The 24682-nt window shown below is 65.9% G+C and carries 15 protein-coding genes; 6 read left to right on the plus strand and 9 right to left on the minus strand.

Going from position 1 to position 24682, the window contains the following annotated elements; translation table 11 throughout:
- Nucleotides 1-36: 36 nt before the first annotated feature.
- The 3 genes from I2H31_RS03750 to I2H31_RS03760 form a co-directional block, all read right to left on the minus strand.
- Complete coding sequence (locus tag I2H31_RS03750; protein ID WP_196291646.1) at nt 37-1830, minus strand: DUF885 domain-containing protein; 1794 nt, start codon at nt 1828-1830, stop codon at nt 37-39.
- A 170-nt stretch (nt 1831-2000) separates the two neighbouring features.
- Nucleotides 2001-3815, minus strand: a complete 1815-nt coding sequence (locus I2H31_RS03755; RefSeq protein WP_196291647.1) for a DUF885 domain-containing protein — start codon at nt 3813-3815, stop codon at nt 2001-2003.
- Between the two features lie 62 nt (nt 3816-3877).
- On the minus strand, nt 3878-4447 hold the full coding sequence (locus I2H31_RS03760; protein WP_196291648.1) for a hypothetical protein: 570 nt from the start codon (nt 4445-4447) through the stop codon (nt 3878-3880).
- Between the two features lie 164 nt (nt 4448-4611).
- Here I2H31_RS03760 and I2H31_RS03765 point away from each other — a divergent pair, with 164 nt between their 5' ends.
- Together I2H31_RS03765 and I2H31_RS03770 are read left to right on the plus strand one after the other, a co-directional pair.
- Nucleotides 4612-7728 (plus strand): glycoside hydrolase family 3 N-terminal domain-containing protein, encoded by a 3117-nt coding sequence (locus I2H31_RS03765; protein WP_196291649.1) that lies wholly within the window; start codon nt 4612-4614, stop codon nt 7726-7728.
- 73 nt (nt 7729-7801) lie between these two features.
- On the plus strand, nt 7802-9427 hold the full coding sequence (locus I2H31_RS03770) for a 3-(methylthio)propionyl-CoA ligase (protein ID WP_196291650.1): 1626 nt from the start codon (nt 7802-7804) through the stop codon (nt 9425-9427).
- Nucleotides 9428-9494: 67 nt separating this feature from the next.
- On the opposite strand, the gene I2H31_RS03775 is transcribed toward I2H31_RS03770, so the two are convergent.
- From I2H31_RS03775 to nagB, 4 genes are all read right to left on the minus strand, one after another.
- Nucleotides 9495-9995 (minus strand): DUF2059 domain-containing protein, encoded by a 501-nt coding sequence (locus I2H31_RS03775; RefSeq protein WP_196291651.1) that lies wholly within the window; start codon nt 9993-9995, stop codon nt 9495-9497.
- 38 nt (nt 9996-10033) lie between these two features.
- Nucleotides 10034-10834: a pyrroline-5-carboxylate reductase gene (gene proC, locus I2H31_RS03780; RefSeq protein ID WP_196291652.1), complete on the minus strand. Its 801-nt coding sequence runs from the start codon at nt 10832-10834 to the stop codon at nt 10034-10036.
- 148 nt (nt 10835-10982) lie between these two features.
- A complete protein-coding gene (locus I2H31_RS03785) occupies nt 10983-12164 on the minus strand; it encodes an acyltransferase family protein (protein WP_196291653.1) in 1182 nt (393 codons plus the stop codon).
- 152 nt (nt 12165-12316) lie between these two features.
- Nucleotides 12317-14251 (minus strand): glucosamine-6-phosphate deaminase, encoded by a 1935-nt coding sequence (nagB, locus tag I2H31_RS03790; protein WP_196291654.1) that lies wholly within the window; start codon nt 14249-14251, stop codon nt 12317-12319.
- 376 nt (nt 14252-14627) lie between these two features.
- On the opposite strand from nagB, the gene I2H31_RS03795 reads away from it, so the two are divergent.
- The 3 genes from I2H31_RS03795 to I2H31_RS03805 all read left to right on the plus strand — a co-directional run bounded on the left by I2H31_RS03795 (nt 14628) and on the right by I2H31_RS03805 (nt 20872).
- Entirely contained in the window at nt 14628-17786 is a 3159-nt protein-coding gene (locus tag I2H31_RS03795) for a SusC/RagA family TonB-linked outer membrane protein (protein ID WP_196291655.1), read from the plus strand.
- 145 nt (nt 17787-17931) lie between these two features.
- The gene (locus I2H31_RS03800; protein WP_196291656.1) at nt 17932-19512 is read left to right on the plus strand and encodes a SusD/RagB family nutrient-binding outer membrane lipoprotein; all 1581 of its coding nucleotides are present in this window, start codon (nt 17932-17934) and stop codon (nt 19510-19512) included.
- A gap of 85 nt (nt 19513-19597) precedes the next feature.
- Complete coding sequence (locus I2H31_RS03805; protein ID WP_196291657.1) at nt 19598-20872, plus strand: hypothetical protein; 1275 nt, start codon at nt 19598-19600, stop codon at nt 20870-20872.
- 363 nt (nt 20873-21235) lie between these two features.
- Here I2H31_RS03805 and I2H31_RS03810 read toward each other — a convergent pair whose 3' ends face one another.
- Both I2H31_RS03810 and I2H31_RS03815 read right to left on the minus strand, forming a co-directional pair.
- The gene (locus I2H31_RS03810; RefSeq protein ID WP_230687416.1) at nt 21236-22993 is read right to left on the minus strand and encodes a glycoside hydrolase family 10 protein; all 1758 of its coding nucleotides are present in this window, start codon (nt 22991-22993) and stop codon (nt 21236-21238) included.
- Nucleotides 22994-23248: 255 nt separating this feature from the next.
- Nucleotides 23249-23539, minus strand: a complete 291-nt coding sequence (locus tag I2H31_RS03815) for a hypothetical protein (RefSeq protein ID WP_196291659.1) — start codon at nt 23537-23539, stop codon at nt 23249-23251.
- A 154-nt stretch (nt 23540-23693) separates the two neighbouring features.
- On the opposite strand from I2H31_RS03815, the gene I2H31_RS03820 reads away from it, so the two are divergent.
- Nucleotides 23694-24533, plus strand: coding sequence for a hypothetical protein (locus tag I2H31_RS03820; RefSeq protein WP_196291660.1), 840 nt, complete (start codon nt 23694-23696; stop codon nt 24531-24533).
- Nucleotides 24534-24682: the final 149 nt, after the last annotated feature.

The raw sequence follows: 24682 nt of genomic DNA on the forward strand, positions 1-24682 counted from the left end.
GTTTACTGAATTTTCAGGGTTGCCCGCTTCCGGATTTTAGCGCTGGCGCACGGCCCAGGCGTCCATGCGGCGCTCCAGCACGGCCAGGGGCATGCTGCCGCCGGCCAGAATCTCGTCGTGAAAGGCCCGCTCGTCGAACTTGTCGCCGAGTTGCTTTTCGTAGCGGGCGCGCAGTTCCTGTATTTTCATCGCGCCCACCTTGTAGGCCAGGGCCTGGCCGGGCAGGGCCAGGTAGCGCTCCACCTCGGCCGTGGCTTCCGGTTCCGAGATGGGCTCGTTGGCCATCAGGTAGTCGATGGCCTGCTCGCGGGTCATGCCCTTGGCGTTCAGGCCGATGTCGACCACCAGGCGCAGGGCGCGGTGCATCTCGTCGCCCAGCGCGCCAATGCGCTGGTAAGGGTCTTTGAACAAGCCCAACTCCGGCCCCAGGCTTTCGCAATACAACGCCCAGCCTTCGCTGAAGGCCGGGTAGCTGGCAAAGCGCCGGAACTTGGGCAGGCTGGTGTTTTCCTGCTGCAGCGAGAGCTGGTAGTGGTGCCCCGGAATGGCCTCGTGCAGGAAAATCGACTCCATGCCCTGCGTCACGTTGAACTTGGTGGCGTCGAGAATGGGCACGTAGAAAATGCCGGGCCGGGTGCCGTCCGGCGTGCCGCGGCTGTACTCGGGCGGGGCCGTGGCCGCGCGGAAGGCCTCCGTCTGCCGAATCTCGAACGCGGCCCGCGGCCCGCGGCTGAAGGCCTTGGCCAGGTTGGGCGCAATCTTGTTCTGGATGGCCCGAAAGGCGTTCAGCACTTCGTCGGGGCTTTGGTAGGGCGTGAAACGGGGGTTGCTGTTGAGGTAGGTGAAAAACGCCGGCAGCGGGCCCCGGAAGCCCACGCGCTTTTTCAAGGCCTCCAGCTCGGTTCGGATGCGCTTCACCTCGGCCAGCCCGGTTTGGTAGATGGCGTCGGGCGAGCGGTCGGTGGTGGTCATCAGGCGCACCTGGTAGCGGTACATGTCGGCCCCGCCGGGCACGTCGCTGAAGCCGGTGCTGGTGCGGGCCTGGGGCAGGTATTCGGTTTGCAGGAAGTCGGCCAGCTTGCGGTAGGTGGGCACCAAATCGGTCTGGATGGCTTCCTGGTAAGCCACCGTCAGCCGGGCCTTGTCGGCGGCCGAAAAGTCGGCCGGAAACCGCGCCACCGGGCCGTAAAACGGGCTTTTGGTGGCGTCGCTCGTCACAAAGGCCTGCAGCTGGGGCACCGTGCGCAGCACCAGCACGCGGGGCAGCACCACGGCCGCCTTCATGCCCAGCCGGAAATTGGCAATGGCCGAATCGGCCCAGACCGGAAAGCGGCCCACCCGCGCCAGCCAGTTGTCGTAGTCGCGCACCGTGCGGAAGGGCTGCGCGCTGCTGCCCCCGCCGAGCACGCCCAGCACGCTGGGCACGCTGTTGAACTGTGCGAAGGGCAGCATCCACAAATCCAGCCGCAGGCCGTCGAGGCGGGTGCGCATGTCGTACTGAAAGATGTCGTAGCTGAGCTTGTCCTCGGCCGAGAGGCGGGCGCGGTCGATGTTCAGCAAGTCGTTGAGGTAGCGGCGGTAGAGGCGCTGCTGCTGCTGCCGGAAGGCGCGGGTCTGGTCGTTGGGCAGGCGGTCGTTGTAGCGGTTGTCGCCCTGGGCCATGGCCAGCAGGGGGAACAGCCGGGCGCGGTCGTCCCAGTAATTATTGAAGAGGTTGGCCAGCAGCACGCCGGCCGGGTTGGGGCTCCGGCCGGCCGGGGGCGCTTGCGCCGCCGCGGGCCCTGCGCTCAGGGCCAGGGCCGCCAGCAAAACGAAAACCAACTTGCCCATTCACCGCGAGAATAAGCTCGCAATCTACGCCCAATTGCGCTGGAATGCCACAATTCGCGCCAGTTTCCCTCGGCAGCTGCCACCGCTGGCGCGCCAGCCTTGCCCGTTTATCAGCAGAAAAACGACTCGCCGTTGCCAGCGAGTTGTTCTCTGAATGTGCAAAGCCGGCCTTACTTCTGACGAGCGGCCCAGGCGTCCATCTTGGTTTCGAGCACGGCCAGGGGCATCACGCCGTCCTTCAGCAGCTCGTCGTGAAAGTCGCTGAGCTTGAACTTGCTGCCCAGCTGCTGGCTGTAGCGGGCGCGCAGCTCCTGGATTTTCAGCTGGCCGATTTTGTAGGCCAGCGCCTGGCCCGGAATGGCCATGTAGCGCTCGATGGCGGCGGTGTCGTTTTCGCGGTTGTCGGGCGTGTTGTCGAGCATGTAGTCAATGGCTTGCTCGCGGGTCATCTGGCCGGTGTGCAGGCCGGTGTCCACCACCAGGCGCACGGCGCGCAGCATCTCGTCGCTCAGCGCGCCAATGTACTGGTAGGGGTCTTTGTAGAGGCCCAGCTCCTTGCCCAGGCTTTCGCAGTAGAGGGCCCAGCCTTCGGTCATGGCGCCGTAGCCGGCAAACTGGCGGAACTTGGGCAGGCTGGTGTTTTCCTGCTGCAACGAAATCTGGTAGTGGTGGCCCGGAATGGCCTCGTGCAGAAACAGCGACTCCATGCCCTGCGTCACGTTGTACTCGGCGGGCTTGGGCAGCGGCACGTAGAAAATGCCCGGCCGCGTGCCGTCCGGCGAGCCCTGGTTGTACTCGGCCGACGCCGACGCCTCGCGGAAGGCCTCGGTGCGCCGAATCTCAAACGGCGTTTTGGGCGTGCGCCCGAACATCTTTTTCAGGTTGGGGTCGATGGTGGCCTGAATCTGGCGGAAGCCCGCCAACACCTCTTCCGCCGTCTTGAAGGGCATGGCCTTGGGGTTGGTTTTCAGGCTCTCGAAGAACTGCCGCAGCGTGCCCTTGAAGCCCAGCTCGGTTTTCATGCGCTCCATCTCGGCGCGCAGGCGGGCCACTTCGCGCAAGCCCAGCTCGTGGATTTCGGCCGGGGTTTTCTCCGTGGTGGTCCAGTAGCCCACGTAGTAGCGGTAGATTTCCGGCCCGCCCGGCACGGCGTTGATGCCGCTGCTGGCGCGCGACTTGGGCAGGTATTCGTTGGCTAGGAAGTCGCCCAGCTTTTTGTACGTGGGCACCACTTCCGTCAGAATGGCCTTTTTGTAGTCTTCCGTGAGGCGCTGCTTGTCGGCGTCGGAAAAGTCTTTCGGGAAGCTGTTGATGGGGCCGTAGAACAATGACTTGGTCGGGTCGGTCACCTGCATGTCGGCGGCGCGCACCTGGGGCAGCATTTTCACCACCAGGGCCCGGGGCAGCACCACGCCGGCCTGCATGCCGCGCCGGAAGTTGCCGATGGCCGAATCGGCCCACACCGAGAACCCGCGCACCCGGCCCAGCCAGTTGTCGTAGTCTTGCACGGTCTTAAACGGCTGGTTGCCCTGCCCCGAGCCGTACTGCCCCATGCTGATGGGCAGCCCCCAGAACTGCTGAAACGGCAGCATCCAGGTGTTCAGCTTTAGCCCCGCCACCCGCTGCTTAAGGTCGTACTGAAAGATGTCGTAGCTGATTTTGTCGTTGTCGTCCAGCGTGGCGCGGTCAAACTTGCCCAGCCGGTCCAGGTAGTCCTGGTAAAACGTGCGCAGCGTGTCGCGGAAGGCCTGCGTCTGGTCGTTGGGCAGCAGGTGGTTGTAGCGGTTGTCGCCCTGCGCCGTGGCCGACAGCGGGTCGAGGCGCGACTGCCGCTCCCAGAAGCTGGCAAACAGGCCGTTGAGGCCCTTGGTGGAGTCGGCGGCCGCACCGGGGGCGCTGGTGACGGCAGTTTCCGTGGTTTTGGTTTGGTTGCAGGCCGAAACCAGCGCGGCGGCCATAAGGCCGGCCAGTACAGTTTTCTTCATGAAGGCGGGAAAAAGTTGGCGCAAGCTACGAAGCCCGGCCGGGCCCCGCACCCGCCCCGAAGCTACTGCGCCGGCGCTGTGCCGGCGCGACTGGCCAGCCGCGCCAGGGCCACCCGCCCCAGCTCCGTGGCAATGCGGTCGCGTCGGCGGTCTTCGAGGCGGCGCGGCATGCCAATGACGAGCGTGCGGCCGGGCAGTTGCACGTACAGGTCGCCGCGGTAGTCGTCGTAGTACGCCGCGCGGCTCAGGCCCGCAATGCGCACCACGGCGCGGCGGTTGTGCTGGTTGCCGGCTTCGGCGATGGCAAAGGCGGTGGCCGGCCGCAGCGACACCAGCACCACCGCGTCGGGGTCGGTGGGGCGGGTGGCGTCCACGAAGCGGCAGGCGTCGCCCTGGGCTTGTTGCTGCACGTCCTGGCCGGTCAGCTCGCTCACTTCGCGGGCCGTGAGCAGGCCGCAGGCTTCGGTGGGCAGCGTGGCCGTGGTGTCGAGTTGCACCGCCGTGGAGCGGCCCGAGCCGCCGCTGGATTGTTCGAGCGGCGCGCCGCCGCTGCAGGCACTCAGCAAGCCGCCAGCGGCTAAGATGACCAGGCAATACCGGTAAGAAGCACCAAGGGACGTGGGAAGGAGCATGAGCGGAGGATGTTAGAAGCCAAAACCGCTTCTTCATACGGCATCGTCCGGAAAAAGAAAGCCCCCGGGGCAGGTGGGTATGCCAACTGCGGGCCGTGAGGCGTCAAGCAGCCGGCCAGTACACGCCTCGCCGTGCGGTACTTTTGCAAAAAATAAAGACTCCCTTGCGCACCGCCTTCCCCACGTTCCTCTTGCTGCTGCTGTTGCTGGCCGCCCCGTTGCTCTCCTCCGCCCAGCGCCGCCCGGCCGGCCCGGTCAAGCGCCCCGCCATCCCCCGCGTGGAAGCCGCGCGAAAGGCCACGCGCGCCGCAGGTGCTAAAAAAGCAGCGCCTAAAAAAGCTGCTTCGCCCGTCGCCCCGGCTTTCACGCGCTACCTGCACTCGCCGTGGGTGGACAGCCTGATGCGGGTGCTCACGCCCGACCAGCGCGCCGCGCAGCTGTTCATGGTGGCCGCGTATTCCAACCGCAAGCGCATCGACGAGGACTCGATTTCGACGCTCATTCAACAGTATGGCATCGGCGGGCTGATATTCTTCCAGGGCGGCCCGATGCGGCAGGCCAGGCTGCTGAACCGCTATCAAAGCCAGAGCCGCGTGCCCCTGCTCGTGGCCATGGACGGCGAATGGGGCGTGGGCATGCGCCTCGACAGCATCGTAAAATTCCCCTACCAGATGAGCCTGGGCGGCGAAAGCGACACCGCGCTGCTCTACGACATGGGCCGCGAAATCGCCCACCAGTTCAAGCGCCTGGGCATGCACGTCAACTTCGCGCCGGTGGTCGACGTGAATAACAACGCCGCCAACCCCGTCATCGGCTTCCGCAGCTGGGGCGAAAACCCGGCCGCCGTGGCCCGCGACGGCCGCCAGTACATGCGCGGCATGCAGGACGCCGGCATCCTGGCCGTGGCCAAGCACTTTCCCGGCCACGGCGACGTGGACGCCGACTCCCACCTGGCCCTGCCCACCGTGCGCGTCGACCGCAAGCGGCTCGATACGCTGGAGCTGCCGCCGTTTCGCAGCCTCATGGCCGGTGGGCTGGGCGGCGTGATGGTGGCCCACCTCAACGTGCCGGCCCTGGACACCGTGCCGGGCCCCAGCACGCTTTCCAAGCCCATTATTACCGATTTGCTGCGCAAGGAGATGGGCTTTAAAGGGCTGGTTTTCACCGACGCCATGAACATGAAGGGCGTCATCAGCATGTTTGCGCCGGGCGAGGCCGACGTGCGCGCCCTCATCGCCGGCAACGACATTCTGGAGTTCAGCAGGAACATTCCGCTGGCCCTGCGCATGGTGCGCACCGCCGTGGACAGCGGCCGCCTCACCCAGCAGGAAATCGACGTGCACTGCCGCCGCGTGCTGGCCCTCAAGCAGTGGGCCGGCCTGAACCACTACCGGCCCATCGATACCAAAAACCTGTACCAGGACCTCAACCCGCCGCACGCCCAGTACCTCAGCCACCGCCTCACCGAGCTGAGCATCACGCTGCTGCGCAACCAGAAAAACCTGCTGCCGCTGCAACGCCTCGACACCTTGCGCATTGCCACGCTGGTGCTGGGCGGCTCCCCGCGCGACACCACCGACTTCCAGAAAGCGGTGGCCGACTACGCGCCCGCCGCGCACTTCCACGCCGCGGCCGCGCCCACGCTCGATGAGCTGATGAAGCTGCGCGCCGCCCTCAAGCCCTACAACGTGGTGCTGGTGGGCCTGCAAAGCCTGGGCCGCCTGCCCGCCACCAGCTTCGGCATCACGCCGGAAACCAACCTGCTGCTGCGCGAGCTGCTGGACCAGAAGCAAACCTTGGTAATCAGCGTGTTCGGCTCGGCCTACGCCGTGGCCAAGGTGCGCGATATCGACCGCGCCGCCGCCGTCGTTCTGGCCTACCAGGAAAGCGAGAATGCCCAGAGCCTGGCCGCGCAGGCCATTTTTGGCGGCATCGCGGCCACCGGCAAGCTGCCCGTGACGGTGAGCGACCGGTACCCGCGCGGCTTCGGGCTGCGCACGGCCGCGGGCTTCCGCCTGCGCTACGCCAACCCCGAAGACGTGAACATGGACCCGCGCCTCGAAGCCCGCGTGGACAGCCTTGTGGGCCGGGCCCTGGCGGCGCAGGCATTTCCGGGCGCGCAGGTGCTCATTGCCCGGCGCGGCACGGTGGTGCTGCGCAAAAGCTACGGCAACCAAACCTACGCCGGCTTCGGCGACGCGGTGGTTGACGCTAAAAAGAACAAAGCCCCAGCCCCCGCCCAGGCCGTGAGTGTGCCGCGCCCCGTGCGCAACGACGACCTCTACGACCTGGCTTCGATGACCAAGCTGATGGCCGCCACGCCGGCCCTGATGAAGCTGCAGGGTCAGGGCAAATTCAGCCCCGACAGCGCCCTGGGCAACTATTTTGGCTTCCTGCGCGGCACCAACAAGGCCGACCTGAAGCTGCGCGACGTGCTGGCCCACCAGGCCCGCCTCAAGGCCTGGATTCCGTTTTGGCAGGAGCTGCGCAAGAAGAACGGCGACATGCGGCGGCGCTATTTCCGGAGTGATTCTTCGGCGCGCTTCCCGTTGCCGGCGGCGGCCGGGCTGTGGGCGCGCAAGGATTTGCCGGCGCGCATCTACAAGGGAATAGGGGAGTCGCCGCTGAACGAGAAACCGGGCTACGTGTACTCGGATTTGTCGTTCATTCTCTATCCGGAGCTGGTGAAAGCGCGGACGGGGCAGTCGTTCGACGCGTTTTTGCAGCAGGAGGTGTACCGGCCGCTGGGCGCCACCACGCTGGGCTTCCGGCCCACCAACCGCTTCCCACTGGCCCGCATCGTGCCCACGGAAGTCGATTCGGCCTTCCGGCGCCAGCTGTTGCACGGCACCGTGCACGATGAGGGCGCAGCCCTGCTGGGCGGCCTCTCGGGCCACGCCGGCCTATTCGGCGATGCCAACGACGTGGCCAAGCTGGCCCAGACCTACGCCTGGGGCGGGCGCTACGGTGGCCAGCAGGTGTTCAGCAAAGACGTGCTGGCCGAGTGGACGCGCTGCCAGTTTTGCCCCGACAACCGCCGCGCCCTGGCCTTCGACCGCCCCGCCGCCAACCCCACCGTAAACTCGGCCAAAAGCGCCTCGCCGGGCAGCTACGGCCACACCGGCTTCACGGGCACTTACTTCTGGGTCGAGCCCGCGCAGGATTTGGTGGTCATCCTGCTCACCAACCGCGTGCACCCCACGCGGCGCAACAACAAGCTGACCGAGCTGAGCGTGCGCTCGTCGCTGCTGCAGCTGGCCATTGAAGCGGTGCGGAAGTAGGCGCGGGGCCGGCGAGAACTTAGGTGCCCGGCTGCTACCTTACGGGCATCTATTCAATCCCACCCCGCTTCCTATGCTAGGACTGATGATGGCCGAGCCGCTGCGCGTGGCGGCAATTATCGAGCACGCCGCCAAGTGGCACGCCGATACCGAAATCGTGAGCAGCCGGCCGGAGGGCGGCATTCACCGCTACACCTACGCCGACGCCCACGCCCGCAGCAAGCAACTGGCCCACGCGCTGCTACGGCTGGGCATTGAGAACGGCGACCGGGTGGGCACCCTGGCCTGGAACACCCACCGCCATTTCGAGCTCTACTACGGCGTGGCGGGCCTCGGCGCGGTGTGCCACACCATCAACCCGCGGCTGTTCGCCGAGCAGCTCGTCTACATCATCAACCACGCCGAAGACCGGCTGCTGTTCTTCGACCTGACCTTTTTGCCGCTGGTGGAAAAGCTGGCGCCCGCCTGCCCCACCGTGGAAAAGTGGGTGCTGATGACCGGTCCCGAGCATTTGCCCAACGATTCAGCCTTGCCGGGTCTGTGCTGCTACGAGGACCTGCTGGCGGCTGAAACGGCGGACTATAACTGGCCGAGCTTCGACGAAAACACAGCTTGCTCGCTGTGCTACACCTCCGGCACCACCGACCAGCCCAAGGGCGTGCTTTACTCGCACCGCTCCACGGTGCTGCACGCGCTGGGCATTTCCTTGCCCGATGCGCTGGGCTGCGCGGCCACCGACGTGATAATGCCCGTGGTGCCCATGTTCCACGTCAACGCCTGGGGCTTGCCCTACGCGGCCCCGCTCAACGGCGCGAAACTGGTGCTGCCCGGCGCGGGCATGGACAGCGCCAGCCTGTTTGAGTTGATGGAAACCGAGGGCGTCACGTTCTCGGCCGGGGTGCCCACCATCTGGCTGGCCCTGCTGCAATTCATGCGCGAGGGCCGCCGCCAATTCAGCACGCTGCGGCGCACGGTGGTGGGCGGCTCCTCCTGCCCGCCGGCCCTGATGCGGGCCTTTGAAACCGAGCTGCACGTGACCATCACCCACGCCTGGGGCATGACGGAAACCAGCCCGCTGGGCACCGCCAGCCGCCTCAAAGTGAAGCAGCTGGGCCTGAGCAAAGACGAAAAAGCGGCCGTGCTGGCCACCCAGGGCCGGGCCATTTTCGGCGTCGATATGAAGATTGTGGGCGACAACGGCCAGGAACTGCCGCACGACGGCGCGGCCTTCGGCGACCTGCTGGTGCGCGGGCCCTGGGTGGTGCGCGACTACTTCCGCAGCCCCGCGCCCGGCGAGCTCACCGCCGACGGCTGGTTCCGCACCGGCGACGTGGCCACCATCAGCCCCGACGGCTTCATGCACATCACCGACCGCTCGAAGGACGTCATCAAATCGGGCGGGGAGTGGATTTCCAGCATCGACCTCGAAAACCTGGCCGTGGCCCACCCCGCCGTGGCCGAAGCCGCCGTCATCGGCGTGCCCAGCGCCCGCTGGAGCGAGCGGCCGCTGCTGGTGGTGGTGCGTCGGCCAGGGCTGGACGTGTCGGCCGAAGAAATGCTGGCGTTTTTCCGGGGTAAAGTGGCCAAGTTCTGGGAGCCCGACGCGGTGGAATTCGTGGACGCGCTGCCGCACACCGCCACCGGCAAGCTGCTCAAAACGCAGCTGCGAAAAGACTTTGCCGGCTACGCCCTGCCCTAAAAAAAGGCGGCCCCCCGGCCCGCTGAGTGGGCTGGGCGGCCGCCGCTGGGTAGGGGGCGGGAATCGGCTAATTCCCTTTCTCGGCTTCCATTTTGGCTTTGATGGCCTCCTGCAGTTCCGGCAGGTGCTCCTGCACACGTTTTTGGCCGATTTCCATGCCCGACTGCATCAGCTGGGGCAGCGTCGATGCCATCTTGCGGCCGGTGGGCGTTTGGTAAAACTTGGTGATGTCGCGCAGCTCCGGTTCCGTGAAGTTGCGGCTGTACATCTCGACGATATCGGGTTTGAGACTGCTCCAGCTCATGTATTTGGTGAAAAACGCCCGCATCTCCGGCTCGATGGCCTTTGCTTCGGGGCGCTGCTTGAGCTGGGCGTCCAGCACTTGGTCGATGAGCTTATCGAACGAGCCCGGGGGGTACACCAGGGCCAGCAGCGTTTCGGCCGCCTGGCGATGGCTGGCGGAAATGGGGGTGGCCGCAGCGGTTGCCGCCTTCGATTTCGCGGTTTGGGCCTGGGCCGGCAGGTAGCCGATGGCCGCGAACAGCAGGCAGAGAAGGGGTTTTTTCATGAATCAAATAACCGGCAGAAAAAGGAAACGCCGGGCTTTTATTTCCCCAACTCTTCGGCCCGGTCGCGCGCGGCGCCCGCCCCGGCCACAAGCCCCTCGCGCACCGCGCCGGCCCCAAAGGCCTTGAGGGCGGCCTCGGTGGTGCCGCCTTTGGAGGCCACGCGGGCAATCCAGTCCTCGCAGCTCAGGCCCGACTGCGAGTAGAGGTCCACGGCGCCGCGGAAGGTCTGGCTCACCAGCAGCTCGGCTTCGGCGGGGGCGAAGCCCATTTGGGTGGCGGCGTCCATGAGGGCGCTCATGCAGTAGTACACGTAGGCCGGGCCGCTGCCCGAGATGGCCGTGCTGGCGTCGATGGCGGCTTCGGTTTCGACGTAAACCGTCTTGCCGGTGGTGCTGAGCAGGTTTTGCACCTGCACCAGCTCGGCGCGGGTCACTTCGTCGGTGCTGGTGAAGGCCGTCATGCCCATGCCGATTTGGGCGGGCAGGTTGGGCATGGCCCGGATGATTTTGGGCGTGCCCAGGGCCTCGCGCAGGGTGGCAATGCGCACGCCCGCCATGATGCTGAGTACCACTTGCTGCGGCTGCACCAGCCCGCGCAGGGTTTCAAACAGCGCGGGCGAGTCCTGGGGCTTCACGGCCAGAATGAGCAGGTTGGCGCCGGGCACGCATTCTTCGGGCGCGCCCCACACGGTGCCGAGCTCGTGGGCCGCCAGCGCCGCCACGCGCTCCGGCGAGCGCGCCAGCAGCCGCAAATCGAGCCGTGAGGTGATGTGGGCGCGCACGAAGCTGCGGGCGTAGGTCAGGCCCATGTTGCCGCCGCCGATGATGAGGATTTTCATGAGATGGAGTCGTTGTCCGAAGGCAAAGAACGCCAACCCGTCCGTCATCCTGAGCGCAGCGAAGGACCTTGTCAAGTAAGAACGATTTGTTCAGCGGGGATAAGGTCCTTCGCTGTGCTCAGGATGACGGACGGGTGAAAAGGCTCCCTCACACCTTCAGCACCACGCCCTTTTTGTACATCCAACTCAGAATAAAATACCAGATAACCACCAGCGTGAGAGCCCCGGCCGCCGAGGCCAGGCGTGGGTCGGCAAAATGCGGCGCGATGGCCCATTCGTAGAGCCATTCCTTCACGCCGCCGGTTTTGCCGCCCGGCAGCGGCAGCTTGAACAGACCGAACGTGCGCGAGAGCAGCGCCGACAGGCAGAACACCAAAATGGCGTTGACGCCGTAGACCACGGCCGGGCGCGTCCAGGCGCGGTGGCCCTGCACGTCGCAAACCCAGTAGAGCGCGGCCAGCCCGGCCATGGCCAGCCCGCCGGCATACAGCACGTAGGGGCTGCTCCACAGGGCTTTGTTGATGGGAAACCACGGCGCCCATAGCAGGCCCAGCAGCGTGAGAGCGCCGCCAGCCACGAACAGCCAGGCCACTTTGGCGGCCGGCTCCGGGCCGGGCTGGCGCAGCCACTGGGCCGTGAGCACGCCCAGCAGGCCGGTGCCCAGGGCGGGCAGCGTGCCGAGCAGGCCTTCGGGGTCCCAGGTGCGGCTTTGCTTCCAGAGGTGGGGCTCGCTGATAATCAGCCGGTCGAGCCAGGCGCCGAGGTTGGTGGCGGGCTCCAGGTTGGCCGGGCCGAAGCCGGGCACCGGCACCAGCTGCATCAGCACCGCGTAGCCGATGAGCAGGCCGGCAATCAGCCAAAGCTGGGTGCGCCAGCTGGTTTTCAGAAAGATAAAGCTGCAGCCCAGAAACACCAGTGCGATGCGCTGCAGCACGCCCATGACGCGCACCACCGGAAAGTTGAATTTCGGGTAGAGCGACAGCAGCAACCCCAGCCCAAACAGCATGGCCGCCCGGCGTAGTACGCGCCACATTACCGCGCCCTGCGGCCCACCCTGGCGCTTCACCCCATCGAGCGCATACACCAGGCTGACGCCCACGATGAACAGGAAAAACGGGAAAATGAGGTCCGTGGGCGTGCAGCCGTTCCATTCGGCGTGCTCCAGCGGCGGGTAGATGTGGCCCCAGTCGCCGGGGTTGTTCACCAGTATCATGGCCATCACCGTGAGGCCGCGGAAGACGTCGAGCGAGATGAGCCGGCCCGGCTGGGAAGCCTCGGCCAGCGGTAAGGTGCCGGTGGTGTCGAGGGCGGCTTGGGTGGTGCGTTGCATGGGCGCGTGGGATGGGAGTGGGATGGGTGAAAAAGGACGGTCATGCAGAGCGCAGCGAAGCATCTTTATCGCGCAATGCAATTAGTTACTCTTCGCGGTAAAGATGCTTCGCTGCGCTCTGCATGACGTTCTTTTCGAAGCAAACGGGCCCTTCAAAACGCCCAGCGCACAAACGCCTCAATGCCTTCGTACTCCGGCAAGCCTAGCTCATCGTACAGCTTGGCGGTGGTCCGGTTGCGGGCCTCGCTGCGCTGCCAGAACTCGCGCTGGTCGGCGCCGGGGAACAAGGGCCGGTCCTTCTGGCTTTGGTGCTTGAAAATGGCGCGGCGCTTGCGCGTGAGCTCGGCAGGGGAGAGGGGCACGGCCATTTCAATCTGGTCCACGTCCCATTCCTGCCAGGCGCCGCGGTAGAGCCACACCCAGCAGTCGTCGAGCCAGGCCGTGCCGGAGGCCTTGAGGCGGTTGATGGACTCAAAAATGGCCGCCAGGCACACGCGGTGGGTGCCGTGCGGGTCGCTCAGGTCGCCGGCCGCGTAAATCTGCTGGGGCTGAATGCGGTTCAGCAACTCCATGGTGAGGCGGATGTCTTCGTCGCCGAGCGGCTTTTTGCGCACCCGGCCGGTTTCGTAGAAAGGCAAATCCAGGAAGTGGGCGTTGGCGTCGGGGATGCCGGCCAGGCGGCAGGCGCTCTTGGCCTCGCCCCGCCGGATGAGGCCCTTAATCTGCTGCACTTCGTCGCTGTCGACCTGGCCGGGCTGCTTGTTTTTGAGGAAGTCGGCCACCCGGTGGTAGAGGTTGTCGGCCGGCTCGCCCGAGGGCAGGCGGAAGGCGTGGTCGTAGTCGGCCACGAACTCGGCGAAGCGAATGGCTTCGTCGTCGAACACGGCAATGTTGCCCGAGGTCTGGTAGGCTACGTGCACCTCGTGGCCCTGGTCCACGAGCCGCAGCAGCGTGCCGCCCATCGAAATCACGTCGTCGTCGGGATGCGGGCTGAAGATGAGCACGCGCTTGGGAAAGGGCGCGGCGCGCTCGGGCCGGTGGGCATCGTCGGCATCGGGCTTGCCGCCGGGCCAGCCCGTGATGGTGTGCTGCAGCTCGTTGAAGACCCGAATGTTGATGTCGTAGGCCGGGCCCGACTGCGCCAGCAGCTCCGAGAGGCCGTTTTCGTTGTAAGCTTCCTCGGTGAGTTTCAGGATGGGCTTGCTCACGGTGCGGGCCAGCCAGGTCACAGCCTTGCGCACCAGGGCGGCGTCGTGCCAGTCGCAGGGCAGGCCCAGCAGCCAGGGCGTTTTGCGGGGCGTGAGTTCGGCACCGGCGGCCTCATCCAGCACCACCTGCACGGCGGGGTGGCGCTGCAGGTAAGTGGCGGGCACGGTGTCGGTTACGTCGCCTTCCACCATGCGCTTCACCACGGCCGCTTTGCCCTCGCCCCAGGCCAGCAGCACAATCTGGCGGGCTTCCAGAATGGTGCCCACGCCCATGGTGAGGGCCCGGCGCGGCACGTTTTCTTCGCCGTAAAAGTCAGAAGCCGCGTCGGTGCGCGTTACGTGGTCCAGCGTAATCATCCGGGTGCGGGAAGCGGGGCCGGAGCCGGGCTCGTTGAAGCCGATGTGGCCGGTGCGCCCGATGCCCAGCAGCTGCAAGTCGATGCCGCCGGCCTGCTGAATCTGCTCCTCGTAGCGCTGGCAGAACTCGCCTACCTGCTCGGACGGCACCGTGCCGTCGGGGATGTGCACGTTCTCAGGCTTGATGTCGACGTGGTCGAATAAGTACTCGCGCATGAAGCGCACGTAGCTCTGCAGCGAGCCCGGCGCCATGGGGTAGTACTCGTCCAGGTTGAAGCTGATGACGTTCTGAAAGCTCAGCCCTTCCTCCCGGTGCAGCCGCACCAGCTCCTCGTACACGCGCGTGGGGGAAGAGCCGGTGGCCAGGCCCAGCACGCAGGGCCGGCCCTCGGCGGCCCGGCTACGGATGAGGTCGGCAATCTGGGCGGCCACGGCGGCGGAGGCCTGCTCCGAATCGGCGTAGAGGCTGACGGGGAGGCGGGCGCCGGCCGTGGCCGGCAGTTCTGCGAGAGGAGACGTCATGGAAAGCAGCTGAAAGGGTGGAAAAGTAAGGGCCAGGGAAAGTAGGAAGCGGCTACGGATGAAGCAACGCCCACCGTTGGAAAATTGCTGTGCCGTGGCGAATTACATAGAAAATAGCCAGATTACGATTGTGAGCCAGCTCGTAAAAATTCCGCAAACGTTTGGGTGAATATTGCCTGAATATTTCGCACATTTGAACCCTTCTTTTCCACCGCCCTGGCCGGCACTTTCCCTGCCCTGCCCCCAGAACCCGCCTTGCCATGATGGCAGCGGGCTTTACCTGGCTTAAATTGTCGAACCCTGCCCACCGGCCGCATTGCTGAATGCTGCTGGCCGGCGCTGTTTTTCCGTCTTTCCCCACCAAATTTCTTACCTCATGAAAAAACCTTACTGGTTATTTCTGCTGACGCTGGGCCTGGCGCCGGCCCCCGCCAGCTGGGCCCAGACGGCCCGCCCGGCGGACGCCGCAGCCGCGACCCGTACCATCAGCGGCCTTGTCACGTCCGGCACCGACCAAAGCCCCTTGCCAGGCGTCACCGTCCTCGTAAAGGGCACCACCACGGGCAGTACCACCGGTGCCGACGGCCGCTATTCGGTGCAGGCCGCGCCGGGCGCCACCCTCGTGTTCAGCTTCATTGGCTACAGCTCGCAGGAGCGCACCGTGCCCGCCGACGGCGCCGTGGACGTGAGCCTGAAGGAAAGCACCACCGGCCTCGATGAGGTGGTGGTGACGTCCTACGGCATCCAGCAGGCCAAGCGCGAGCTGGTGACGTCGGTGCAGGAAGTGAAGAGCAAGGACATCATCGACTCGCGCCAGACCAACGTGGTGAACGCGCTGCAAGGCAAAATTGCGGGCGTCAACATCACGTCGTCGGGCGGGGCGCCGGGCGAGGGCGCGGCCATCGTCATCCGGGGCGGCAACTCGCTCGACGGCGACAACCAGCCGCTGTTCGTCATCGACGGCATGATAATGGACAACAGCTCGTTTCAGGAAAGCGCGGCGCCGGGCGCGGGCTCGCAGTTCAATGGCCTGCTGGGCCGCTCGGTGGGCGCCGCCAACCGCGCCGGCGACCTCAACCCCGAGGACATTGCCAGCATCACGGTGCTGAAGGGGCCGGCCGCGGCCGCCCTCTACGGCCTGCGCGCCGCCAACGGCGCCGTGGTCATCACCACCAAGAAAGGCACGTCGGGCACCACCACGCTCAACTTCCGCACCCAGGTGTCGGTGGACGAGGTGAACCGCCTGCCCAAAATGCAGGACCAGTACGGCCAGGGCACCAACGGCCTGTACGACGCCACCACGCGCATCTCGTTCGGGCCGCGCTTCCAGCCGGGCCAGCCGGTGTACGACAACCTGGCCAATTTCTACCGCAAGGGCTACACCTACCAGAACTTCCTGAACATGTCGGGCGGCTCGGAAAAGGCCACGTTCTTCGTGTCGGCCTCTAACCTGCAGCAAAGCGGCGTGACGCCCCAGAGCAAGTACGACAAAAGCACGGTGCGCCTCTCGGGCACGGCCCAGCTCTCGTCCAGATTCAGCGTGAGCGGCTCGGCTCAGTACCTGACCTCGGGCGGGGCGCGGCCCATTCAGGGGCCGGGCCTGTTCGGCTCGTCGGGGGGCTATTTGCTGAGCTTGCTCAACTGGCCGCGCGGCGATGACGCCCGCAATTACCTCAACCCCGACGGCACCCGCCGCCGCCTGCTGGCCCCCGGCAACGGCACCGACGCCGACGCCGACAACCCCTATTTCACGGTTGAGAAAAACCCGCAAACCGACCGCACCAACCGCTTCATCGGCAACGTGCAGCTGACGTTCAAGGCCGCAGACTGGCTGACGTTGAGCCACAACATCGGCACCGACCTGTATACCTCGCGCAACACGTCGGTGCGGGCCGTGGGCACCTCGCAGGTGGGCAACCAGAACGGCGGCATCGCCGAAACCGTGGACCAGTTCCGCCTGATTACGGCCACCACGCTGGCCACCTTCAACCACGAATTCAGCAGCAACTTCGGCGGCACCCTCATCCTGGGCAACACCATCGAGGAGAACAAGGACCAGGCCGTGGATTACTTGGGCTTGATTTTCCAGAACCCTGGCTTCGTGGGCCTGAACAACACCGTGAACCGCAGCGCCTTGCAGCGCGATGCCACGCGCCACCTCATCGGCAACTTCGCCCGCCTGAGCATCAACGCCTTCAATCAGATATTCGTGGAACTGCAGGGCCGCTACGACCAGTCCTCGACCCTGCCGCGGCCCGATGAGGGCAAGATTTACGGCAAAGGCTTCCTCTACGGCTCGGCCGGCCTGGGCTACGAGTTTACCAAAACCCTGGGCATGGACCAGAGCAACATCCTGAACTACGGCAAGGTGCGCGCCTCGGTGGCCGAGGTGGGCAAGGACACGCAGCCCTACCGCGTGCTGGCCGCCCTGGCCCAGAACACCTACATCGGCGGCGGTTTCCGCAACGACTTCTTCGGCTCGAACCCTAACCTGAAGCCCGAGCGCACCCGCACCTACGAGGCCGGCTTCAACCTGCAGTTCCTCAAAAACCGCCTGGGCCTGGACTTTAATTATTACTACTCGCGCTCGAAAGACCAGATTATTGCGCCCCGCGTGAGCCAGGCGGCCGGCTTCATCCTGCAGTACATCAACGGCGGCATCGTGACCAACGAGGGCCAGGAGATTTCGCTGACCGGCACGCCCGTCAAAACCAACAACTTCACCTGGGACATCATCGCCAACTTCTACCACAACACCAACCGCGTAGAAGAGTTGCCCTACCCGCTCACGGTGGTGTTTCAGTCCGATGCCTTCATCACGGATGTACACGAGGGCGGGGCCTTCCCCGGCCGCCCCATCACGGGCGTGGGGGCCACGGACTTTAACCGCGTGACCGACCCCAACAGCCCCGATTTTGGCAAGGTGCTCATCAACACCCTCACCGGCTACCCCAGCGTGAACACCAACTTGGTGTACGCCGGCGACCGCGCCCCGCGCTTCACTACGCAGCTCACCAACACGTTCACGTATAAGAACCTGTCCTTGACCGGCCTGCTCGACTTCCGCGTGGGCGGCAAGGTCATCAACGGCAACGACTGGTACCAGACCGGCGTGGGCACCTCGCCCCGCACCGCCGACCGCTACAAGCAGGTAGTGTTCGACGGCGTGGTGAAAAACGCCGACGGCACTTACTCGCCCAACACCCGGCCCGTGGAACTGACCCAGAACTACTACACCAGCATTCTGGGCCGCGTGGGCACGGCCTTCATCGAGGACGGCTCGTGGGCCCGCCTGCGCTACGTGACCCTGAGCTACGCGCTGCCGGCCAGCCTCCTCACGCCCACCAAGTTCATCAAGGGCGTGGAGCTGAGCGTGACCGGCCGCAACCTGGTGCTGCTGACCAACTACAGCGGCGCCGACCCCGAAACGGCTGCGGCCGGCGCGGGCGTGCGCGGCGGCGGCTCCAACGGCTTCGATTACGGCAACGTGCCCGCCACCCGCGGCGTGGACATGGCCCTGCGCGTGAATTTTTAGGAATGATTTTGACGAGCAAAACGTCATGCAGAGCGCAGCGAAGCATCTTTACTGCGCTACGCAATCAATTGAATTAGTGGCGGCGAGCAAGCTGCTTCGCTGCGCTCGGCATGACCGGCAGACAACCAGCATCAACTTTCTTCTTATGAACCTGAAACGATATATACTTGGCCTGGGCGTGCTGCTGAGCGGCACGGCCCTCACCGCGTGCGAGAAGTTTCTCGACGTGAACGACAACCCCAACAACCCGGTGGCGTCGACCCCCAACTTCCTGTTGCCGGGCATTATTTCCAACGGCATCCAGGTGCAGATGTTCACGGCGCTGCGCACGCCCTACATCACGCAGTACGTGGTGAGCCGCACGCCCAACAGCCTCGGCAACGACCAGTACTTTTTCACCAACGCCAACAGCACCAACACCTTCAACTACTCCTACTTCCAGGCGGGCGGCAACATTCCGGTGATGCAGAAGGCGGCAGAGGCCGAAGGCTCGGTGTATTACGTGGGGGCTGGCAAAATCATGCAGGCCGTGATTCTGGCCCACGCCACCGACATGCTCGGCGACATTCCGTACTCGGAGGCCTACCAGGGCGGCGCCAACTTCACGCCCAAGTACGACCCGCAGGAGAAGATTTACGCCGTCGTCAACCAGCTCTGCGACGAGGGCGCGGTGGAAATGAGCAAGCCCGCCAGCGCCCAGGTGCGGCCCTTCTACAGCACCGCGCCCAGCGAGAGCGGCGACATTCTCTACAAAGGCGACCCCGCCAAGTGGGTGCGCCTGGCCTACGCCCTGAAAGCCCGCCAGGCCCAGCACCTCACCAAGAAGGCCAGCTACAAGGCCACCGACGTGCTCGCCCTCTGCGACAAGGCGTTCCAAAGCTCGGCCGACGACGCCCAAATCAACTTCCAGACGGCCGTGGCCCCGCTCACGGGCACGACCAACATCTTCGGCGTGACCCGGGCCAACTTCGGCACGGCCACCTTCTCGTCGAACATCGTCAAGTACCTCAACGGCACCACGTTCCCGGGCGTGGTCGACCCGCGCCTCGGCGTCCTGACGCCCAGCACCGGCTCGGGCGTGAACCCGGGCGTGGGCCTCACCTCGGCATCTGCCAACATCACGCCGGGCAGCGCCAACGTCACCGATTTCTACGGCGGCTGGTACGCCCGCGACCTGGGCTATTTCGAGGCCATCACCTACCACGAACTGAAGTTCATCGAGGCGGAAGCCGCCTTCCTGGCCGGCGACAAAACCCGGTCTCTGGCGGCCTTGCGCGAAGGCATCCGGGCGCACATGGCCAAGGTGGGCGGCGGCGGCACGTACTCGGCGCCGCTGGTGACGTTCCCGACCATTCTGCCCGGCCAGATTGCGGCCTATCTGGCCAGCGCCGCCGTGCCCCAGAACGAAGGCGCCCTCACGCTGCGCTCCATCATGGAGCAGAAGTACATCGCCATGTTCCTGAACCCGGACTCGTGGTCGGACCTGCGCCGCTACAACTACCGCTCGGACTTGTACGTCAATTTCCTGTTCCCCACCTACAACGCCAGCACCACGCCGCCGCTGCCCGTGGCCGCCAACGGCGACAAACTCTACCCGCGCCGCCTGCTGCCGGGTGCCACCGAAGTCACGGTGAACCCCAACGCCGTGGCCGCGCTCTACGCCGAAGCCGGTGCTACTTCGGACCAGGACTACGTGACCAAGCCGCTGTGGTTCGACCGCCCCTAGCGACTAAGGAAACGGCTGTGCAGGACCGTTCCACTACTCGTCCGGTCCGGGCAACATTCACTCTTTGACTTCAAACGATACTTATATGCGACACTTTTCATTCAAAACGCTGCTCGCGGCGCTGCCCTTGCTGGGCTTGCTGCTGGGCAGCTGCAAAAAGGAGCTCGACGATTACTACGCCCCCGTGGAAGACACCGGCTTTGCCAGCCTGGGCCTGCCGCGCGTGCCCCTGGCCCCGCGCTACGCCCCCGGCGAAACCGTGCCCCTCTACGTGTCCTTCACCCAGACCGACCAGCTGCGCGACATCAGCGTGTTTCAGGTGATTGGCAGCAAGGCCTATGGCACCGCCGACTCCGCGGCCGTGGGCACGTTTCCGGCCAGCGGCACCTTCAACGCCGCCGGGGCCGTGCAGACGCAGGCCATCCCCTACGTGGTGCCCGTGGCCGCCAACGGCCTGCCCGTGCGCGTCGACGTGACCTTCACCTTCCAGAACGGCAGCAAGCGCCTGCGCCGCTTCACCTACAACATTGCCCAGCCCATCACCATAAAGCTGGGGGCCACGCCGGCCACCTACCGCAACACCCTGGCCGGCACGGCCCAAACCGCGGGCGACATCGTGGGCTACTCGCTCGTCATCAACGAAACCGGGGTGGGCACACAGCCCCCGGTGCCCACCTTGCCTTCGCCCACCGCGCCGCTGTTCAAGGCCGTGGATAGCCTCACCACCTTCTACCGCATCGGCACCGGTGCGCCGGTGCGCGTGGGCGTGGTTCGCAACCCCTCCACCGGCGCCGCCAACAGCCGGACCGTCGACGTGACCATTCCGGCCGCGGCGGCCGGGCAGGCCATCACCTATTCCTTTACGGCCTACGGGCCGGTGCAGGCCGTGACCGTGACTGCGCCCCCCCTCAACGTGACGACGGCCACGCCGCTGGCCACGCTGCGCACCGGCCGCATCAGCGCCGGGGGCAACGTGACCCCCGATTCGCTGGCCTTCAACCTGCGCACCGGCCAGATAGAGCCGGCTGCCAACCCGCCCGCGGCCAAGGATTTGTTCGTGAACTCCGTGAGTCCCACCGTGACGCTTTCGGCCGCCAACACCACCCGCTACACCAAGCTCACGCCCGCGCAAATTGACCGCTTCTACGCGAACGCCACGGCGAATACCGCCGGCACGCTGCTCTACACCAACGGCCTCACCGCCGGCCTGGTGAGCGCCGACCTGGGCACCGTGGCCGCCGGCGACGTGTACGCCGTGCGCGTGCGCAACGCGGAACTGGGGCTGCTGCGCATCCTGAGCGTGCGGCCCGGCACAGCCGGCTCCACGGCCCGCGTCCGCTTCGAGTACAAGACGCTGTAGCGCCGCCGCGTGCGGCAACGGCCTTACCTCATGTGCCCACCCGGCCCGCCGTATGCGGCAAGCCGGGTGGGCACTGTGCTTAGGTGGCTTGCCGCGTGCGGCAGCACCCTTGGGCGCAGTGCCGGCTAGGCCAACCGCATGCGGCAGCGGGCATGAGCACAGTGCTTAGGTGGCTTGCCGCATGCAGCGGAAAAACCGCCGAGTACCCAAAAAGCGCCGGCACAGGTGGCGATAGGCATAACCGGTGTGCTCATATGGCCCGCCACCTGTGGCGATGCTATTGCCTGGTGTGCCCACACGGCCCGCCACCTGTGGCGGTGGGCATGACCATTGTGCCCGCATGCTCCGCCACTGGTGGCGGCGCTAGTCCCGGCCCCCAAACAGCCGCCCGAAGAAGCCGCGCTTCTTGGGTTTCTCTTTTACTTTGACTTTGAGGAGCGGAGCCGCTTTGTCGGGGCTTTCGCCGCTGGGCAGGGTGAAGCGCGGGTCGGGTTTGGGGGGGGCGGGCTGGGTGGCCACGGGTGGCGTGGTAGCCGGGCGGGTGCCGCCGGGCGCCTGGCCCAGGGCCAGCTCGGGGCCGGCTTGGCCGGTGCTGATGACGCGCACGGGCCGGCCCTCGTTGTGCAGGCGGTCCACGGCGGTCACGTAGTAGGCGTAGGCCTGGCCGGGCACGGCGGTGGTGTCCACGTAGGTGGCGGGGAAGCCGGGGGCGGGGCGCGGCAGGGCCAGGATGTGGCTGGGGTCGTGGGGGGTGCTGCGCTCGTTGGCGTCGAAGCGGTAGAGCACGTAGTAGGTGGCCGCGTCGCCGTCGGCGGCGGGCGGGCCGCTTTGCCAGCTCAGGGTCACTTCGCTGCCGAGGCGGCGCAGGGTGAGGTTGGCCACGGGCAGGGGCGGCAGGTCGTCTTTCCAGGGCATGGCTGGCACCAAAGCGGGGTAGCGGAACAGGGTTTGGGTGAGGGAGTCGGTGGTGTGCAGGGGGTTGCGCAGCACCGATTTGGCCGAGAAGAACACGCTGCCCACGGCCTCGCCGTCGGTGGCGCGGTTGAGGCGAATCTGGCGCAGCAGCTCGCGCGGGTTGCGCCAGGTGGTGTCGGAGCGGGTGCTTTCCAGCATCCGGTAGGTGCCGTGGCCGATGTAGAGGTGGCGCTCGAAGTGGTTCTGGGCCCACCAGTTCACCAGCACGGGGTAGGGGCAGAGGCGGAAATTGGTGCTCCAGTACAGCTGCGGCACGATGTAGTCAATCCAGCCCTTTTCCAGCCACAGCCGCGTGTCGGCGTACAAATTGGCGTAGGACGGCTGCCCGGCCCGCGTGTCGGAGCCCTGCGGGAAGTCCTTCGACTTGTTCATCCACACCCCAAACGGCGAGATGCCGAACTTCACCCAGCGCTTGGCCACCTGAATGCTGTCGTGCAAATCCCGAATGAGGATGTTCACGTTCTGGCGGCGCCAGTCGGCCAGCTTGGTCAGCCCGTCGGGGTTGTAGTCGCGGAAAGCGGCCTCGTCGTGAATGACCTTGCCCGGGTCCGGGTACGGGTAAAAGTAGTCGTCGAAGTGCACCGCGTCGATGTCGTAGCGCCGCACCACGTCCAGTATCACGCGGGTGATGTGGGCGCGCACTTCCGGCAGGCCGGGGTTGTACAGCAGCTGCCCGCCGTAGCGCAGAAACCATTCCGGGTGCTGCCGGAAGGGGTGGGTGGGGGCCAGCCGGCGCGTCACCGAATCCATGGTGGCGCGGTAGGGGTTGAACCAGGCGTGGAATTCCATGCCGCGCCGGTGCGCCTCGATGATGAGGAAGGGCAGGGGGTCCTGGCCGTCGGCCGGGGCCTTGCCCTGCGTGCCGGTCAGCCACTTGCTCCAGGGCTCCAGGTCCGACTTGTAAAAGGCATCCGACGCGGGTCGGATTTGCACGAAGACGGCGTTGAGGCCGGCGCGCTGGCCGGCGTCGAGCAGGCGGCGGTACTCGCGGCGGTACTGGTCGGGCGACTCGCCCCGCTGGTTGGGCCAGTCGATGTTTTCGACCGTGGCCACCCACATGCCGCGCAGCTCGCGCTTGGGCGGCGGAATGGCCAGCAGGGTATCGGCGGTGGGTTGGGCCTGGGCGGGGGCAGCCCAGCTCAGCAATGTAAGAAGTAGGAAAAAGCGGCCTGCGGCAAGAAAACGGAGCATCAACGGAAAATCAGCAACACGAGAACAAGCCGCAAATTACGCTGGATGCGGGCCGTTGTCATTTAAAACGTCCTTTAACCGAAACGTCATGCAGAGCGCCAGCGAAGCATCTTTACCGTGGAAGTAATCCAAGTGCAGGAGTTACTGCTGCGGTAAAGATGCTTCGCTGGCGCTCGGCATGACGGTCTATCGAGCGTAAGCCTAATGCTTCTACGAGCCCGTCAGCTCGGTATCGGTCTCGGGCTGGTCGGGCGTGTCGGGGCCGCCTTCCAAGCCGTTGGTCTGGCTGGCGTCGCCGTAGTCGCCGCGGATGCCCGCGCCGTCGCCCATGTTCTGCTGGGTGCTGCTGGGGATGCTGGTGCCGGTGCTGGGCTGCTCGTCGGGGGCCGGGTCGGGCGTAGCGTTCACGGTGCTGTCTTGCTCCGACGTCTGGTCGGGCGTGGACGCGGTGGGGGCGTAGTCGGGCTGCGAGTCGGTGGGGTTCTGCGTGGGGTCGGGCATGGGAATAAAACGAATGAGTGGAAGGACGCGCGGCGGCCCGCAGGCCTCGCGGTTGAGTTTACGGCGGGCGGGCGCGGTGGTTGGGCGCGGCGGTTTGCCCGGCGTTCACCATCTTAGTAACCGCTATTCACTTTCAGCCCCGCCACCTGCCACCGTGTCCGACTCCGCTACCGATTTTTATCACCAGAAAACCGAAGCCGAGCTGCGGTTTCTCATCGAGCACCCCGAGTATTACCAGCCCGATTTGATAGAGCTGGCCCGGCGCGAGCTGCGCCGGCGCGGCCTGCTGACCGTGGAGCTGCCGCCGCTGGCGCCGCAGGATTTTGAGGCCCCGGCCAGCGTGGCCCGGGCGGGCCGCGGCGCCAGCTTCCTGAACCTGGCGTTGGCCGCCGTGCTGCTGCTGGGCCTGGGCTACCTGTACTACACCAAGCAGCGGGGCGGGGGCGTGCAGGCGGCCGCGGTGCCGGCCAAGCCCCGGCCGGTGCCCAAGCTCACGGAAGTGGCCACCTCGGCCATTCCCACCTACGAAGCGTCGGCGGTGGCCGACCAACTGGTGGCCCGCATGCCGGCCGCCGAAAAGAAAGACCCGCAGGCCCTGCGGCAGTTCCGCGAGCTGGCCCGCCGCTTCTGGACGGCCGAGATGCAAACCGAATACCTCACCGGCCAGGCCCACGCCGGCAAGGCCGGCCCCATGTTCGCCGAGCAAACCACCGTGGTGCGCCAAACCTGGTCGGAGTTCAACAAAGGCGCCGTGTACAGCTACCGCTTCGGCCCGAAAATGGCCAACGTATATGGCCGCATGCGCGACGCCGCCAGCAGCCAGCAGCACATTCTGGAGCAGTTTCCCGCCCTGCTGCCCCACCAGCAATTTCTGAAAGACAAAGAGCTGGTGTCCCGCGAAGCCGACGTGCAAGACTGGCTCAAGGACGTGCTGCCCGCCTCGCCCGTCACCGGCAAGCCCTACAAGGCCACGGTGCTGACGATAAAGTATTAGGTGTTGGGTGTTCGGTGTTGGGTTTTAGGTGTTGGGTTTCGGTAAAAGCTTTAGCCGAACACCCAACACCCAACACCCAACACCGAACACCCAACATCCGAACTGGCAAAGTGGCCGGTTGTTGAAGGCTGGCGCGCTACTTGCCGCGT

Origin of the sequence: Hymenobacter ruricola, assembly GCF_015694525.1 — a bacterium.
Lineage (GTDB): Bacteria > Bacteroidota > Bacteroidia > Cytophagales > Hymenobacteraceae > Hymenobacter > Hymenobacter ruricola.

Bases quoted from the DNA above. Each gene is read 5' to 3' on its own strand.
- I2H31_RS03750 (WP_196291646.1), bottom strand. From the start codon at position 1,830: ATGGGCAAGTTGGTTTTCGTTTTGCTGGCGGCCCTGGCCCTGAGCGCA.
- I2H31_RS03755 (WP_196291647.1), bottom strand. From the start codon at position 3,815: ATGAAGAAAACTGTACTGGCCGGCCTTATGGCCGCCGCGCTGGTTTCG.
- I2H31_RS03760 (WP_196291648.1), bottom strand. From the start codon at position 4,447: ATGCTCCTTCCCACGTCCCTTGGTGCTTCTTACCGGTATTGCCTGGTC.
- I2H31_RS03770 (WP_196291650.1), top strand. From the start codon at position 7,802: ATGCTAGGACTGATGATGGCCGAGCCGCTGCGCGTGGCGGCAATTATC.
- I2H31_RS03775 (WP_196291651.1), bottom strand. From the start codon at position 9,995: ATGAAAAAACCCCTTCTCTGCCTGCTGTTCGCGGCCATCGGCTACCTG.
- proC (WP_196291652.1), bottom strand. From the start codon at position 10,834: ATGAAAATCCTCATCATCGGCGGCGGCAACATGGGCCTGACCTACGCC.
- I2H31_RS03785 (WP_196291653.1), bottom strand. From the start codon at position 12,164: ATGCAACGCACCACCCAAGCCGCCCTCGACACCACCGGCACCTTACCG.
- nagB (WP_196291654.1), bottom strand. From the start codon at position 14,251: ATGACGTCTCCTCTCGCAGAACTGCCGGCCACGGCCGGCGCCCGCCTC.
- I2H31_RS03795 (WP_196291655.1), top strand. From the start codon at position 14,628: ATGAAAAAACCTTACTGGTTATTTCTGCTGACGCTGGGCCTGGCGCCG.
- I2H31_RS03800 (WP_196291656.1), top strand. From the start codon at position 17,932: ATGAACCTGAAACGATATATACTTGGCCTGGGCGTGCTGCTGAGCGGC.
- I2H31_RS03805 (WP_196291657.1), top strand. From the start codon at position 19,598: ATGCGACACTTTTCATTCAAAACGCTGCTCGCGGCGCTGCCCTTGCTG.
- I2H31_RS03815 (WP_196291659.1), bottom strand. From the start codon at position 23,539: ATGCCCGACCCCACGCAGAACCCCACCGACTCGCAGCCCGACTACGCC.